The sequence below is a fragment of the Bradyrhizobium sp. Ghvi genome, assembly GCF_900115265.1.
In the GTDB taxonomy this organism is placed as follows: Bacteria; Pseudomonadota; Alphaproteobacteria; order Rhizobiales; family Xanthobacteraceae; genus Bradyrhizobium.
In genome coordinates this window covers 497,863-512,613 of sequence record NZ_FOVU01000005.1, presented here as the reverse complement: position 1 = coordinate 512,613, position 14,751 = coordinate 497,863, and the positions used below count along the sequence as shown (strand labels likewise).

12 protein-coding genes are annotated in these 14,751 nt (G+C 64.0%); 5 read left to right on the top strand and 7 right to left on the bottom strand.

Annotated features, from left to right (window positions below):
* Window positions 1–180 precede the first annotated feature (180 nt).
* On the bottom strand, window positions 181–867 hold the full coding sequence (locus BM374_RS21645; RefSeq protein WP_092296174.1) for a DUF2848 domain-containing protein: 687 nt from the start codon (window positions 865–867) through the stop codon (window positions 181–183).
* The gene (locus tag BM374_RS21640) at window positions 860–2,209 is read right to left on the bottom strand and encodes an amidase (protein ID WP_092296171.1); all 1,350 of its coding nucleotides are present in this window, start codon (window positions 2,207–2,209) and stop codon (window positions 860–862) included. Before BM374_RS21640 ends, BM374_RS21645 begins: the two co-directional genes overlap by 8 nt.
* A 177-nt stretch (window positions 2,210–2,386) precedes the next feature.
* Here BM374_RS21640 and BM374_RS21635 point away from each other — a divergent pair, with 177 nt between their 5' ends.
* The 3 genes from BM374_RS21635 to BM374_RS21625 all read left to right on the top strand — a co-directional run bounded on the left by BM374_RS21635 (window position 2,387) and on the right by BM374_RS21625 (window position 4,999).
* Window positions 2,387–2,800 (top strand): Zn-ribbon domain-containing OB-fold protein, encoded by a 414-nt coding sequence (locus BM374_RS21635; protein WP_092296168.1) that lies wholly within the window; start codon window positions 2,387–2,389, stop codon window positions 2,798–2,800.
* Window positions 2,801–2,803: 3 nt separating this feature from the next.
* Window positions 2,804–3,943: a thiolase C-terminal domain-containing protein gene (locus BM374_RS21630; protein ID WP_092296166.1), complete on the top strand. Its 1,140-nt coding sequence runs from the start codon at window positions 2,804–2,806 to the stop codon at window positions 3,941–3,943.
* A gap of 141 nt (window positions 3,944–4,084) precedes the next feature.
* Window positions 4,085–4,999: an SDR family NAD(P)-dependent oxidoreductase gene (locus BM374_RS21625; RefSeq protein WP_027571291.1), complete on the top strand. Its 915-nt coding sequence runs from the start codon at window positions 4,085–4,087 to the stop codon at window positions 4,997–4,999.
* A 70-nt stretch (window positions 5,000–5,069) separates the two neighbouring features.
* Here BM374_RS21625 and ppc read toward each other — a convergent pair whose 3' ends face one another.
* From ppc to BM374_RS21605, 4 genes are all read right to left on the bottom strand, one after another.
* Window positions 5,070–7,859 (bottom strand): phosphoenolpyruvate carboxylase, encoded by a 2,790-nt coding sequence (gene ppc / locus BM374_RS21620; protein WP_092296163.1) that lies wholly within the window; start codon window positions 7,857–7,859, stop codon window positions 5,070–5,072.
* Between the two features lie 110 nt (window positions 7,860–7,969).
* On the bottom strand, window positions 7,970–8,374 hold the full coding sequence (locus BM374_RS21615) for a YccF domain-containing protein (protein WP_092296160.1): 405 nt from the start codon (window positions 8,372–8,374) through the stop codon (window positions 7,970–7,972).
* 272 nt (window positions 8,375–8,646) lie between these two features.
* Complete coding sequence (locus BM374_RS21610) at window positions 8,647–10,191, bottom strand: acyl-CoA synthetase (protein WP_092296157.1); 1,545 nt, start codon at window positions 10,189–10,191, stop codon at window positions 8,647–8,649.
* A gap of 137 nt (window positions 10,192–10,328) precedes the next feature.
* The gene (locus tag BM374_RS21605) at window positions 10,329–11,138 is read right to left on the bottom strand and encodes a crotonase/enoyl-CoA hydratase family protein (protein ID WP_092296155.1); all 810 of its coding nucleotides are present in this window, start codon (window positions 11,136–11,138) and stop codon (window positions 10,329–10,331) included.
* Between the two features lie 105 nt (window positions 11,139–11,243).
* Here BM374_RS21605 and BM374_RS21600 point away from each other — a divergent pair, with 105 nt between their 5' ends.
* Complete coding sequence (locus BM374_RS21600; RefSeq protein WP_092296152.1) at window positions 11,244–12,116, top strand: SDR family oxidoreductase; 873 nt, start codon at window positions 11,244–11,246, stop codon at window positions 12,114–12,116.
* Between the two features lie 254 nt (window positions 12,117–12,370).
* Here BM374_RS21600 and BM374_RS21595 read toward each other — a convergent pair whose 3' ends face one another.
* Entirely contained in the window at window positions 12,371–13,645 is a 1,275-nt protein-coding gene (locus BM374_RS21595) for an acyl-CoA dehydrogenase family protein (protein ID WP_092296149.1), read from the bottom strand.
* Window positions 13,646–13,859: 214 nt separating this feature from the next.
* Here BM374_RS21595 and BM374_RS21590 point away from each other — a divergent pair, with 214 nt between their 5' ends.
* Window positions 13,860–14,639, top strand: coding sequence for an enoyl-CoA hydratase-related protein (locus BM374_RS21590; protein WP_092296953.1), 780 nt, complete (start codon window positions 13,860–13,862; stop codon window positions 14,637–14,639).
* The last annotated feature ends 112 nt before the right edge of the window (window positions 14,640–14,751 follow it).

The window sequence follows — 14,751 nt, the reverse complement described above, 5'->3', positions numbered from 1 at the left end:
ACGAAGTCGCGAGCCCGGAATCCATTCCTCCACCGACAATGACGCACGATGGACTCCGGGTTCGCGCCATGGCGCGCCCCGGAATGACGGATGTGGGTGTGACAGGCCGCGGCCACCACAACCACCCGATTTCCGACTCTCTCGCCGTCATTGCGAGGAGCCCTTACGACGAGGTGAGAACTAACCCCGTACCGGCAACGTCACCACATCATACCCGTGCCTGATCGTGCGCTTCCGCACGGGATCTTCCAGCTCGAACTCGAAGCGTTCGGCGGGGCGGATGCCGCCCTTGGCAGCGAAGGTGCCGCCGAACATGGCGCAACCGTCGGGGAACTTGCCGCCTTCGAAGCCGCGCGCAATGAGGTCGGCGACCGGCAGCATCGCATCCAGCGTCCCCTCCTGGTAGAGCACGCGTTCCCCATTGATCGTCGCGTAGGAGCGCAAGATCATCTTGTCCCAATGGCCGATGACGTCCTCAAGCTCCCACAGCGTCGAGGCGATCGGCTTGTCGCACATCTGCTTGGATACGGTGACGTTATAGGCCTCGACCCTGCGGTCGGTGTGGTCGGAGCCGCAGCCGACGAAGATGCGGCCCTGCCAGCCGATCAGCACGAACTCGACCTCGCCTGAGGAATCGCCGCCGGTGCATTCGATGCTGTCTTCCTGGGTCAGCCGCCGCGCCGAGGCGCGGTAGTAGATCGGCGTGGACGCCGGCGGGGCGATGCCCATCTCCTGCAACTCGGCGATGTGCTTGTCGCGTGCGACAGGATCGCGGCCGGTCCAGCCGGCGATGACCATCTGGTCGATCGCCAGGGTCAGCGGCGTGGGGGCATCATGGGCGTCAACGGTGAAAGTGAGGTCAAACACGAATGACGGCCTCCATGCCGGCGGCAAGTTCAAAGATACGGCGATCGGACCCACCGGCACCGGCGAGCATCAAACCGACGGGAATATCGCCCTTCCGATGCGCCGGCAGCGAGATGGCGCAGCCGTCGATCATGTTGATCAGGGTGCAGTTCCGTAGCGCGCGGAGATTTTGCGTGGTGAACGCCTTGTCGTCGGCAAGGTCTGCAATCTTCGGCGGCGTGTTGGCCGTAGTCGGCAGCACCAAGGCATCATAGGGCGCGATGCGCGCATTGACACGCGCGATCAGCGAGCGGCGCTCATTGAGCAGGTCGATGTAGTCGGCCGCGCTCTGCGCCTCGCCGCGCATGATGCGGACGGCGACGCGCGGATCGTAGATGTCGCCCTTGGCGGTGATGAGATAGCGGTGCCAGGCGTAGCTCTCGGACGCGGCAAAGCCGCCCTTGGCGTTCATCGGGCCGATGTCATGGAACTCCGCCATCTCGATGCGTTCGATGACGGCGCCGTGGTCGGAAAGTGTCTTCAGCGCGCGCTCGAAGGTGTCGGCAACCTCTGCATCGAGATCGTCGAGCGCAATCGTGGTCGGCACCGCCAGCCGCATGCCCTTCACGGGACGCGGCTTCGGCGCGACGATCGGCTCGTTGGCTAGGACCGCGTCGAGAATGGCACAACAGCTGACCGATCGTGCCAACGGTCCGATACTGTCGAGCGAGAAGGACAGCGGCACGGTGCCGTCGAGCGGCACGCGGCGCTGCGTCGGTTTGTAACCGACGATGCCGTTGAAGGCCGCCGGTATCCGGCAGGAGCCGCCGGTGTCGGTGCCAAGCGCGCCATGCGCCATGCCGTCGAGCACGGACACCGCCGCACCCGAGGACGAGCCACCGGGCACGTGGCCCTCGGCCCGGTTCCAGGCGCCCTTCGGCGTGCCGTAATGCGGATTGATGCCGATACCGGAATAGGCGAACTCGGTCATGTTGGTCCGCCCAATCACGACGAAGCCCGCCTTGCGCAGGCGCGCCACCGCTGGCGCGTCGTGCTCGGCCGGATCGGAATCGTCGAGCGCGCGGGAGCCGGCCCGCGTCGTCTGCCCCTTGACGTCGAACAGATCCTTGATCGAGATCGGGATGCCGGCATAGCGCGACGGCGCGGCTTTGGCTCTGCGCAGTCCGTCCATCGCGTCCGCAACCGCCAGAGCGGCGTCCTTGTCGACATGCAGGAAGGTGCGCTGCCCCTCGCCGGCGGGATCGGCGATCCTGGCGATGCAGGCTTCGACCAGCTTGCGGGAGGTGGTGCGACCGCTTTCGAGGTCTTCGGCGAGCTTTGCCAGTGTCGGGAAATCGGGCATGTCTGTCTCACGGAATATTTGCGCGGGCAATCTATAGCGCTGCCTTAGTTCGACACAAGCATTGTGCGCATGATGGCATGCATGCGCATTGCTGGACCGTTGACGCTCGATAGCCGATTGTCGCATCAAGATCGAAACAGGCGGGGCATGAAGCCCGCCGTTGGGAGGGTTTCCGACATGGCCGAACCGCAGCGTGCGCGACCGAAACCGACGCCGGAGACCCAGCATTTCTGGGACGGCACGAAAGCGGGTGAACTCCGCCTGCAGCGCTGCGACGCCTGCGCGCATGTTTATTTCCCGCCGCGCCCGTTCTGCCCGTCCTGCGCCTCGCGCAAGGTCTCCGTATTCAAGGCGAGCGGCAAAGGCTTCCTCTACAGCTATGTGATCAACCACCGGCCTGCCGCGCCCGGCTTCACCCCACCCTATGCCATCGCAGTGGTGGAGCTCGCCGAGGGGCCGCGGATGATGAGCAACATCGTCGATTGTCCGCAGACACCGGAGGCGCTCGAGCTCGACATGAAGCTCGAGGTCGCTTTCCAGGAGCTCGACGACAAAATCTCCCTCCCCGTGTTCCGTCCGGCGAAGGGGTAGACCATGCGCAAGAACCAGGTTGCCGTCGTCGGCGCGGCAGAGACCACCGAGCTCGGCGTGATCCCCAACGCCTCGCAGCTCCAGCTCCACGCGGACGCCGCGCTCAACGCCATCGCGGATGCCGGACTGAAACTGTCCGACATCGACGGCTTCGCCACCGCGGTCGAAACCCCACAGCAGGTCTGCCACTATCTCGGCATCAAGCCGACCTGGGTCGACGGCACCTCGGTCGGCGGCTGCTCGTTCATGCTGCATGTCCGTCATGCAGCTGCGGCGATCGAGGCCGGTCTGTGCAAGACCGTGCTGATCACCCACGCCGAGAGCGGCAAGTCGATGATCGGCAAGCAGCCGCGCTTCACTCCGGCGGACAGCCTCAACGGCCAGTTCGAGGCGCCCTATGGCGTCTACGGGCCGCCCAGCATGTTCCCGATACCCGTGCTGCGCTTCATGAAGACCTATGGCATCACGCATGAGCAGCTCGCCTCGGTCGCGGTGGTGCAGCGGGAATGGGCGGCGAAGAATCCGCGCGCGATGATGAAGGACCCGATCACGGTCACTGACGTCCTCAACTCGCGCATGATCGCCTATCCGTTCCGGCTGCTGCAATGCTGCCTCGTCACCGACGGTGGTGGCGCGCTGATCCTGACCTCGGCCGACCGCGCCAGGGATTTTCCACGCAAGCCCGTCTACATCATGGGCACCGGCGAGAGCGTGGAGACGCCGATGGTCAGCCAGATGGAGACCTTTAATTCGTCGCGCGCATTCAAGACTGCGGGGCCCCTTGCGTTCAAGGAAGCTGGCATCGCACACAAGGACGTCGATCATCTCATGATCTATGATGCCTTTGCGCATCTGCCGCTGTTCGGCCTCGGCGATCTCGGTTTCATGCCGTACGAGGAGACCGGCAAGTTCATCGCGGACGGCAACACGCGGCCCGGCGGCAAGCTGCCGCTCAACACCAATGGCGGCGGCCTCTCCTACATGCATTCAGGCATGTACGGCATGTACGCGCTTCAGGAGAGCGTGCGCCAGATGCGCGGCATCGCGCCGGCGCAGGTGCCGAACGCGAAGATTTCAGTGTGCCACGGCGTCGGCGGCATGTTCGCCGCGTCAGGCACGATCGTGTTTACGAACGAGAGGTAAGCACCGTCATTCCGGGGCGCGCGCAGCGCGAACCCGGAATCCATCGGACCGCAATGAAGGTCGCACGATGGATTCCGGGCTCGTCGCTTCGCTCCGCCCCGGAATGACAGCGGAATTTGGAACGGCTACCGGAGAACCCACATGAGCAAATCACTGCAGGACAAGGTCATCATCGTCACCGGCGCAGGCCGTGGCATCGGGCGCGAGATCGCGTTGCTTTGCGCGGCCGAGGGCGCCAAGGTCGTGGTCAACGATCCCGGTGGGGCTGCCGACGGCGCCGGTTCGAACGCCGCGCCCGCCGAGGAAGTGGTCGAGGAGATCAAGAAGCGCGGCGGTACGGCCGTGGCCAATTTCGAATCGGTCGCCGAAGCCATTCCCGCCAGCAAGATCGTCAAGACCGCGACCGATCATTTCGGCCGGCTCGACGGCGTCGTCAACAATGCCGGCATTTTGCGCGACATGATCTTCCACAAGATGAGCGTGGAAGCGTTCGAGGCCGTCATCAAGGTGCATCTGATGGGCTCGTTCTATGTCAGCCACGCCGCGGCGCGCATCTTCCGCGAGCAGGAGAGCGGCTCCTTCGTGCACTTCACCTCGACCTCGGGCCTGATCGGCAATTTTGGTCAGGCCAACTACGCCGCCGCAAAACTCGGCATCGTCGGCCTGTCGAAGTCGATTGCACTCGACATGGGCCGCTTCAACGTCCGCTCCAACTGCGTCTCGCCGTTTGCCTGGACCCGCATGATCGGCACCATCCCGACCGAAACTGAGGCCGAGAAAGCGCGCGTCGAGAAGATCAAGCAGATGGGCCCGGAGAAGATCGCGCCGCTCTGCGGCTATCTGCTCGGCGATTCCGCCAAGGACGTCACCGGCCAGATCTTTGGTGTGCGCATGAACGAGATTTTCCTGTTCAGCCAGAACCGCCCGATCCGCTCGGTGCAGCGGAGCGAAGGCTGGACGCCGCAATCGATCGCGGAACACGGCATGCCGGCTCTGAAGGGATCGTTCTACAAGCTCGACCGCTCCGCCGACATCTTCACTTGGGATCCCGTTTGAGTTTGCGCGAATAGTGAGTGGTGAATGGCGAATAGCAGTCTATTCGCTACTCGCCATTCGCAATTCGCCCCTACCCCGTATTCCTCAACCCCGCCGAGATGCCGTTGATCGTCAATTGAATCCCGCGCAGCACCTGCTCATCCGGGTTCTGCGCGCGGTGCTCCCGCAAGAGTTCGACCTGCACGTGATTGAGCGGATCGAGATAGGGGAAGCGATGGCGCACGGAGCGTTCAAGTAATGGATTGCCCTGCAGCAGCCGATCCTGGCCCATGATGTCGAGCAGCGTCTCGATGCAGGAATGCCATTCGCGGCGGATGCGACCGAAGATCTTTTCGCGCAGGGCCTCGTCAGGCACCAGCTCGGCATAGCGCGAGGCGATCGCGATCGAGCTTTTCGCCAGCACCATGTCCATGTTCGACAGCAGCATGCGGAAGAACGGCCATTCCTGATAGAGCTCTTTCAGGAATGGCATGCCCTTGTCGGGATGTTCGGCGATCCACTGCTCGACCGCGCTGCCGAAGCCGTACCAGCCGGGCAGCATCAGGCGGCATTGCGCCCAGGAGAACACCCAGGGAATCGCGCGGAGGTCCTCGATGGCGCGGGTCTTCTTGCGCGAGGCCGGCCGGCTGCCGATGTTGAGCGTGGCGATCTCGTTGATCACGGTCGAGGACCAGAAGTAGTCGACGAACCCGTCGGTCTCGTAGACGAGCCCGCGATAGGCTTTGAAAGCGAGGTTCGACAATTCGTCCATCGCGGTGAGATATTCGCGGCGGGGCGCGCTCTGGCTCGGCTGCAACAGGCTCGCATCCAGGGTCGCTGCCGCCAGGATCTCGAGATTGTTGCGGCCGACTTCGGCGTTGGAATATTTCGAGGAGATGATCTCGCCCTGCTCGGTGATGCGGATCTGGCCGTTCACGGCCCCGCCCGGCTGCGCGACGATGGCGTCATAGCTCGGGCCGCCGCCGCGGCCGACCGAGCCGCCGCGGCCGTGGAACAGGCGCAGCCGCACATGGTGGCGCTCGAACACTTCGACGAGGCCGATCTCGGCCTTGTAGAGCTCCCAGCCCGAGGTGACGAAGCCGCCATCCTTGTTCGAGTCGGAATAACCGAGCATCACCTCCTGCACGCTGCCGCGGCTGTCGACGAGGCGACGGTAGTCGTGCAGCGACAGCATCCGATCCATGATGCCTGATGACGCCTGCAGATCCTCGATTGTCTCGAACAGCGGCACGATGTTGATGGCGCTACGGCCGGAGGGATGGACGAGGCCGACCTCCTTCAGCAGCACTGCGACTTCGAGCATGTCGGACATGCCCTTGCACATCGAGATGATGCATTGGGGGATGGCATCCGAGCCGAACATCGCATGCGCCTCCGCGGCGGCATGGAAGACGTTGAGCTCGCCCATGGTCTCGTCGCTGTATTTGACGAACGGCGAGACCAGCGCGCGCGTCGAGCGCAATTCGTTGGTCAGCAGCGAGATGCGCGCCTCCTCGCCGAGCGCGAGATAGGACATGCCGGGATTGGCGGCATCCATCAGCTCCGCGATGGTGCGTTCGTGCACCGCCGAGTTCTGGCGGATGTCGAGCCGCGCCAGATGGAAGCCGAAGCAATCCACCGCGCGCCGCAGCAGCCGCAGCCTGCCGCGGGCGATGACGCGGGCATTGTTGGAGATCAGCGAACGGTGCAGCACGTCGAGATCGGCTTGCAACTCCTTCACGCTCGTATACGGCGCCCCCTTGCCGACGGGACGGCGTGTGATCTCGACCTCGAGCTTTTCGGCCGTCGCAGTCAGGCGGGCATAGATGCCGGACACCGCGAGACGATAGGGCTCGCCGCTGCGGTGCGGCGAGGTGTCGGGGGAGCGCTCCGCCAGCGTGCGTAGCTCCTCGGAGACATCGGCGAGATGGGCTGCGATCGACAGTTCCGAGCCGAGCACGTGCAGCTCTTCCAGGTAGAACTGCATCACCCGGCTCGATTGCAGCCGCAGCGTGCCGCGCATCACGTCGGCGGTGACGAAGGGATTGCCGTCGCGGTCGCCGCCGATCCAGCTTCCCATGCGCAGGAACGAGGCGAGCTCGCCGGCCGCCTTCTCGCCGCCCTCCTCCAGCCGGTCCTCCAGCGCGTTGACCAGCCGCGGCACCTCGCGCAGGAACGTGTAGTCGTAGAACGACAGTCCGTTGGCGACCTCGTCGAGCACGGTGAGCTTGGTCCGTCGCAGAAGATTGGTCTGCCACAGCGTCAGGACCTCGCGGCGAAGCTGCTCGTCGCTGGCGGCCGCCTCCTCTGCGGTCAGCGCAACGCGCTCGCGGCGATCAAGCAAGGCCGCGATTTGCATCTCGCGGTCCATCGTGCTCTTGCGCCGGACCTCGGTCGGATGCGCTGTCAGCACCGGGCTGACGAGCGCGCTCCTGAAGAACTTGCGCAGTGCGTCGGCGCTGATGCCTGCGCCCTTAGCTTTGGCGAGCGTCTGAGCCAGGACACCGGAACTGCCGTTCTTGCCGGCGCGCATCTGGCGGATATTGTTCTGGTCTTCCGCGATGTTGGCGAGGTGGGAGAAATAGCTGAAGGCACGGACGATCCGCACCGTCTCTGAGGTCGACATGCTGTCGAGGATCTGTTCGAGCTCGCGACGGGCGAGCCGGTCCTCGTCGCGGTGGAACCGGATCGAGGTCTGCCTGATGCGCTCGACCAGGTCGAACACATCCGCCCCCTCCTGGTCGCGCACCGTGTCGCCCAGGATACGCCCGAGCAGGCGGATGTCGTCGCGCAGGCGCGCATCGGCCTCCAGCGCCTGGACGTCCTCAGGGCGGTTCGAGCGAAGATCGGCGGCGTCGGACGATACGGTCTGGAGGGACATGGCTCGCTCCCCTTGCAGAGCTCCCAATGGCTCCTTGATCCGGAGGAGTGTGCGATATTTTTCTGCCGCAGTGCAAGATGAACTTCGTGGCGGCGCACACGCCCGCCGGATCAGGCCGGGACGATCACCTTGCCGATCGGCCAGAGCGCGATACCGGCGAGTTTCAGATGGGCCCAGGCGAAGGGAAGGCCGATGATGGTGATCGCAAAGAGCACGGCGGTCAGCAAATGGCCGAGCGCCAGCCACCACCCAGCCAGCACGAGCCAAATGATGTTGCCGATGACCCCGAGCGGCCCGGTGCCGATATCGCCCATGCCGGTGACCTCGTCTCGGCTCACGGCGCGCGAACCGAACGGCAGCAGGGTGTAGATGGCAATGTTGAAGGCCGCGCGGGCCCACGGCAGGCCGATGATGGTGATGGCCATGATGATCGATGCCACCAGCCAGCCGAATGCCATCCAGGCACCGCCGATGAGAATCCAGATGATGTTGAGGAGAATGGATACGGGGGCCATGGGATGATCCGCAAAAGGATGATTTGACCATATAGGTACGAACATTGTCGTAGCGAAGACAACGCCCGTGTCCACTCCCGGTTTTATCCTTCGCAGCCCCAACGACCTCAACCACGAGCACCGGCGTCATCCTGAGGTGCGAGCCTTACGATGCTCCTGCATCGCAAGGCGAAGCCTCGAAGGATGGGTCACGGCCTCGCGACCCATCCTTCGAGGCGCGCAAGGGCGCGCACCTCAGGATGACGGTAGAGTTCGCGGAGAGGATTGTGGTCTTAGATCTTCCGCCCTGCCTGCTCCCAATAGGGATCGCGCAGGCGGCGTTTGAAAATCTTACCTGAATCTTCGCGCGGCAGGCCGGAGCGGATCTCGATGTGCTTGGGCACCTTGTAGTCGGCGAGCGAGGTCTTCAGCCGCGCACGAATGTCGGCGGCATCCAGTGTAATGCCCGGCTGCGGCTCAACCACCGCCATCAATGCCTCGCCGAATTCTGCGTCGGGGATGCCGAATACCGCGCAATCGTGCACGCCAAGCAGGGCGTGCAGCACGGATTCGATCTCGGCCGGATAGATGTTGACGCCGCCGGAGATGACCATGTCGCGCTTGCGGTCGCAGATGAAGACGTAGCCGTCCTCGTCGATATAGCCGACGTCGCCTGACGTGATGAAGCCGTCGCGATCGATCTCGACACGCTTCTCCGGCTTGTTGTGATAGGTGAAGTCGGCCATCCCGCGCATGCGGGAATAGATCTCGCCGATCTCGCCGACGCCGAGCACGCGACCATCATCGCCGATGAGGCGCAGCTCGGCGCCGGGCGCAATCTTACCGACGGTGCCCGGCTTCTTCAGCGCATCCTCTGACGTTGCGAAGGTGACAGCGCTGGATTCGGTCGAACCGTAGAATTCATAGATCACCGGCCCCCACCATTCGATCATGGCACGTTTGACGTCCGCCGGACATGGCGCGGCGGCGTGGATCACGTGGCGCAGCGAGGAAACGTCGTATTTCTTGCGGACCGCCTCGGGCAGCTTCATCAGGCGGATGAACATGGTCGGCACCATGAAGATGGTGTCGATCCTGTACCGTTCGATCAGTTCGAGAAACTCTTCGGCTTCGAAGCGCGGCATCAACACCAGCGCGCCGCCGAGCTTTCCGGCGCGGATGCCGAACGAATTCGGCGCAGAATGATAGAGCGGGCCAGGCAGGATCGCGCGGGCGCCGGGCTTGAGGCCGTAGATCATCGCGCGCATGCGCTCGCCGGCGACCTGCTGCTCCGGCGTCGGCGCATTGCGGCGCACGCCCTTGGGATGGCCTGTCGTGCCGGACGTATAGATCATGTTCATCGGCTGCGGTACGACCGGACCGTCATAGGGCTGATGTTGCCCCAGCCAGGATTCGAAATCGACCGCGAAGTCGGGTGTCCCCAGATGATCGGGATCGATCTTGTAGCTGGACAGGATCTCCGGGGGCGTCGGCACGCTGAGCACGGTGATGCCGGCAGGAATCGCATCGCGCAAGGCGTGCAGCATGTCGGCGTGCCCGATCAGCACGGACGTGCCGGTGTCGCCAAGGATGTAGTTGATCTCCTCCGGCTTGAAATGCCAGTTGATAGGCACGCCATAGGCGCCGAGACGCATAGCGGCGTAGGCCGCTTCAAGGAAGGCGATGTCGTTACGCATCAGCATGCAGACGCAGTCGCCTTGGCGAACGCCTGATACGGCGAGACCGGAGGCGATGCGGTCGGCGCGATTGGCGACTTCGGCGTGAGTGCGATGGCGCTCGCCAGAGACGATGCCAAGGAAAGGGGACGTTTCGCTCATTGTTGTTTTCTTCGTTTTGTTTGGAGCCGTCATTCCGGGGCGACGCGAAGCATCGAACCCGGAATCCATTTCACAGCGGATGTTGGAGCTCGATGGATTCCGGGCCTGCGCCTTCGGCGCATCCCGGAACGACGAGCTCAATCCGCAAACTTGGGCGCGCGCTTCTCCAGATTGGCGCGCACCGCCTCGGTCTGGTTGGCGCCGCCGATCAGCTTCTGCTGCTCGACCGATTCCGCCAGCAACGCCGGACCCGGATCGACCGAGAGATTATTGAGCAGGCGCTTGGCCGCGCGGATCGCGTCGGGACTCTTGCCAGCAATTTCGCGCGCGGCTTCGAGGGCGGCTGCGCGCGGGTCGTCGCAGATGCGAGTGGCAAGGCCGTAAGCCATCGCTTCCTGCGCGGAGAAGATGCGGCCGGTGTAGGTGAGATCGCGCAGGATGTCGTCGCGCACGAGGCTCGCCAGGATCGGCGTGCCTGCCATGTCAGGCACGAGGCCCCATTTGATTTCCATGATCGACATCCGCGCATCCGGCGCGAGAAAGCGCATATCGGCACCAAGCGAAAGCTGGAAGCCACCGCCGAAGGCAACGCCGTGCACAGCCGCGATCACGGGAACCGGGAGCTGACGCCATCCCCATACCGCCTGCTGCGGAAAGTTAGCCTGGCCGTGCGTTCGCTTGGTGAGATCGCGATTTTCACCACCCGGAATTCCGTTGCCGCCCTTCTCCTTCATCGCGGCGAAACGTCCCATGTCGAGCCCGGCGCAGAAGGCGCGCCCCTCGCCCGAGAGCACGACGACGCGCACGCCTGTTTCCTTCGAAAGCCGCTCGGTTGCAGCAACAAGGGCCTCGAACATGGGCTGATCGAGCGCGTTCATCTTGTACGCGCGCACCAGGCGCACGTCGGCGACGCCTTCCGAGATCGAGATCGAGACGCGCTCTTCCATGGATGAATTCTCCCCTGTTCTTGTTCGGTGCCGCTTTACAGAAAGCTGTCGGCCGGATTTAGTCAATCGACCAATTAACTGACAATCCGTACGGGAGAAACAGCCATGTTCAAGGAAAATCTTCTGGCTGGGCGGCGCATCCTCGTGACCGGCGGCGGCACCGGGCTCGGAAAGTCGATGGCGGCGCGCTTCCTCCAGCTTGGCGCCGAGGTGCACATTTGCGGCCGGCGCAAGATCGTCTGCGACGAGACGGCGACCGAGCTGATGGATCTCTATGGTGGTCGCGTCACCAGCCATGGCGTCGACATCCGCAACGCGCTTGCGGTCGAGGAGATGGTCGAGAACATCTTTCGCGATGGTGGCCTCACCGACCTCATCAACAACGCCGCCGGCAATTTCATCTCGCGTACCGAGGAGCTGTCGCCGCGGGGCTTCGATGCGGTCGCCAACATCGTCATGCACGGCACGTTCTACGTGACCCATGCGGTCGGCAAGCGCTGGATCGCAGACAAGCAACCCGGCAACGTCGTCTCGATCACCACGACCTGGGTGCGCAACGGCTCGCCCTATGTGGTGCCGTCGGCGATGAGCAAGTCCGCGATCCACGCCATGACGATGTCGCTCGCGGCCGAATGGGGCCGCTACAGCATCCGCCTCAACACCATCGCGCCAGGCGAGATCCCGACGGAGGGCATGAGCAAGCGCATCAAGCCGGGTGACGAGGCCGGCGCGCGCACCAGGGCGATGAACCCGATGGGCCGCGTCGGCACCATGGAAGAATTGCAGAACCTCGCGGTGTTCCTGATCTCGGGCGGTTGCGACTGGATCAACGGCGAGACCATCGCCATGGACGGCGCGCAGGCGCTCGCGATGGGCGGCAATTTCTACCAGCTGCGCGACTGGAGCGACGACGACTGGAAGACCGCACGCGAGAGCATCATGGCGCAGAACGAGAAGGACCGGGCGAAGCGGGGGTAGTCTCTCGTGCCCCGGACGCTTCGCACAGGCCGCCTTCGGCGTGCTGCGATACTGAGCCGGGGCCATCTCTCCTTACGCATAACAATAGCGTCGTCCCGGCTCTGCGCAGCAGCGCAAGAGCGCTGCAGCGCGTCCGGGACACGAAACCGTGACGCTGTGGATAGAGATGCGCACCTCTCTCGTCGTCATGCGAGCGCTGCGAAGCAATCCAGTGTCCCCGCAAAGAGAGCCCCGGAATGACTTCGTCCACAAACCTAGTGCTTCCCCGGCCCCATATACCCGAACAGGAATCCCGCCACTTTCCGCATCTGGATCTCCTCGCTGCCCTCGGTGATGCGGTAGCGTCGATGATGCCGATAGATATGCTCGAATGGCTTGTGACGTGAATAGCCCATGCCGCCGTGGACCTGCATGGCCCTGTCCGCGGATTTGCAGCAGAGGCGGTTTGCCCAGTAATTGCACATCGAGACGCGGTTTGAGAGCGTGCGCTCGATCTGCTCCTCGGTCAGCTGGTCCATCTCCCAGGCAGTCTTGCGGATCAACAGGCGCAGCATCTCCGCCTGCGTGGCAAGCTCGACCAGCGGGAACTGGATCGCCTGGTTCTCGGCGAGCGCCCTGCCGAACGGCTTGCGCTCGCGCGCATATTTGACACTCTCGTTGATGCAGTACACGGCCGCGCCGAGCGAGCTGGCGGCCTGGCGGATGCGGTTCTGGTGGACGAAGCACTGCGCCAGCGACAGGCCGCGGCCGACCTCGCCGAACTGCGCTTCTTCAGGGACGAACACATCCGTGAAGCTGACGCGGGGGTGATCGGTCGGCATGTTGAAGGTCCACATGTACTCCTCGATCCTGACGCCGGGCGTCCTCGCCGGCACCAGGAAGCAGGTAATGCCGCGCGCGTCGCCGTCATTGCCTGACGTGCGCGCGAAGAGCGCGCAATGCGTGGCGACATGCATGCCGGTCGTCCACATCTTCTCGCCATTGATGATCCAGCCCTTGACGTTGTCGCGGGTCGCCGGAACCGCACGCGTCTCCATGTGGGTCGCGTCCGAACCGTGATGCGGCTCGGTGAGTCCAAAGGTGATGCGGTACTTGCCCCTGATCGAACCGTCGATCATCGCCTTCTGGTCGTCGCGGCCGTAGCGGTCGAGCATGGTGACGACGGGGAAATTGCCGACGATCGAGTGCTCGTTCTGCAGGTCGTTGTGGAGGCCGAGGCCCTTGGCCGCAAAATGCTCGCGGATCACGGCCATCCAGAGGTTGGAGCCGTCCCTGCCGCCATATTGCTTCGGCACCGGAAAGCGCAGATGGCCGGCGGCGTCGCCGAGATCCTTGGCCTTGCGCAGCAGTGCTTCCCATTCGTGACGCGGCAGGCCGCCATTTTCGAAGTCGGTACGTGCCCATTCGCGGCGATGATCGAAGAAGCGGATGTTGTCGTCGGCCTCTTCGAGCGGCTTGATCTCGCGCTCGATGAAACGATCGAGCTCTCCGAGATAGGCGACGAGATCGGAAGGCAATGAGAAATCCACAGGTTCTCTCCCGGATTGATTTTTGTCTTTTTGCGTTGAGGCGCTAGGCGCATCTTTGCTTTGCACGAATTAGGTGAGAAGAGCGCGCGCAAGTCAAGCAAGCCCGGATTCGCGAGGCGCGCAAAGCGCACCCGCGCAATTCGATGGTGCGCCGGCGCCATCGCGCGGTAGTATGGCGCCGATATTCCTTGACAAGAAAATGCGGGAGCGCGCGATGGAGCTGAAATTTTCCAAGGTGGAACGCAAGGGACCGATCACGATCGTGACGCTGTCGCGGCCCGAGGTCTATAACGCGCTGCACATCGATGCGCATTTCGAGCTCAACGGGGTATTCGACGATTTCTCCGCCGATCCAGAGCAATGGGTCGCAATCGTCACCGGCGCAGGCGACAAGGCGTTCTGCGCCGGCAACGATCTGAAGTGGCAGGCGGCGGGAGGAAAACGCGGCTGGGACAAGGGCGGCTTTGCCGGTCTCACGTCGCGCTTCGACTGCGACAAGCCGATCATCGCCGCGGTGAACGGCGTCGCCATGGGCGGCGGCTTCGAAATCGCGCTCGCTTGCGACCTGATCATCGCCGCGGAGAACGCGACCTTCGCGCTTCCTGAACCACGGGTTGGCCTCGCCGCGCTCGCCGGCGGCCTGCATCGCCTGCCGCGACAGATCGGGCTCAAGCGCGCCATGGGCATGATCCTCACCGCGCGCCACGTCAGCGCGAAAGAAGGCCATGAGCTCGGCTTCGTCAACGAGGTGGTGGCTCAGGGCGAGGCGCTCGCGGCCGCGCTGCGCTGGGCGGAGATGATCACCAAGAACTCGCCGATGTCGATCCGGGCCTCGAAGCAGGCGATCCAGAGGGGACTCGGCGTCTCGCTCGAGCAAGCCATCACGGAGCAGCGGGAGTATCCGGCGGTGCAGGCGATGGTGGCCTCGCAGGATTACATCGAGGGGCCGAAGGCGTTTGCGGAGAAGCGGCTCCCGAAATGGGTGGGGAAGTGACCGCGCATTGCGCGGTCATTCCGGGGCGCGCCGAGAGGTGCGAGCCCGGAATCCATCAGGCGGCAGAACGCGCGGATAAATGGATTCCGGGCTCGTCGCTATGCGACGCCCC

Coding starts and splice junctions, on each gene's coding strand:
- BM374_RS21590 (WP_092296953.1), top strand. CDS start 13,860: ATGGAGCTGAAATTTTCCAAGGTGGAACGCAAGGGACCGATCACGATC.
- BM374_RS21605 (WP_092296155.1), bottom strand. CDS start 11,138: ATGGAAGAGCGCGTCTCGATCTCGATCTCGGAAGGCGTCGCCGACGTG.
- BM374_RS21640 (WP_092296171.1), bottom strand. CDS start 2,209: ATGCCCGATTTCCCGACACTGGCAAAGCTCGCCGAAGACCTCGAAAGC.
- BM374_RS21630 (WP_092296166.1), top strand. CDS start 2,804: ATGCGCAAGAACCAGGTTGCCGTCGTCGGCGCGGCAGAGACCACCGAG.
- ppc (WP_092296163.1), bottom strand. CDS start 7,859: ATGTCCCTCCAGACCGTATCGTCCGACGCCGCCGATCTTCGCTCGAAC.
- BM374_RS21610 (WP_092296157.1), bottom strand. CDS start 10,191: ATGAGCGAAACGTCCCCTTTCCTTGGCATCGTCTCTGGCGAGCGCCAT.
- BM374_RS21635 (WP_092296168.1), top strand. CDS start 2,387: ATGGCCGAACCGCAGCGTGCGCGACCGAAACCGACGCCGGAGACCCAG.
- BM374_RS21625 (WP_027571291.1), top strand. CDS start 4,085: ATGAGCAAATCACTGCAGGACAAGGTCATCATCGTCACCGGCGCAGGC.
- BM374_RS21600 (WP_092296152.1), top strand. CDS start 11,244: ATGTTCAAGGAAAATCTTCTGGCTGGGCGGCGCATCCTCGTGACCGGC.
- BM374_RS21615 (WP_092296160.1), bottom strand. CDS start 8,374: ATGGCCCCCGTATCCATTCTCCTCAACATCATCTGGATTCTCATCGGC.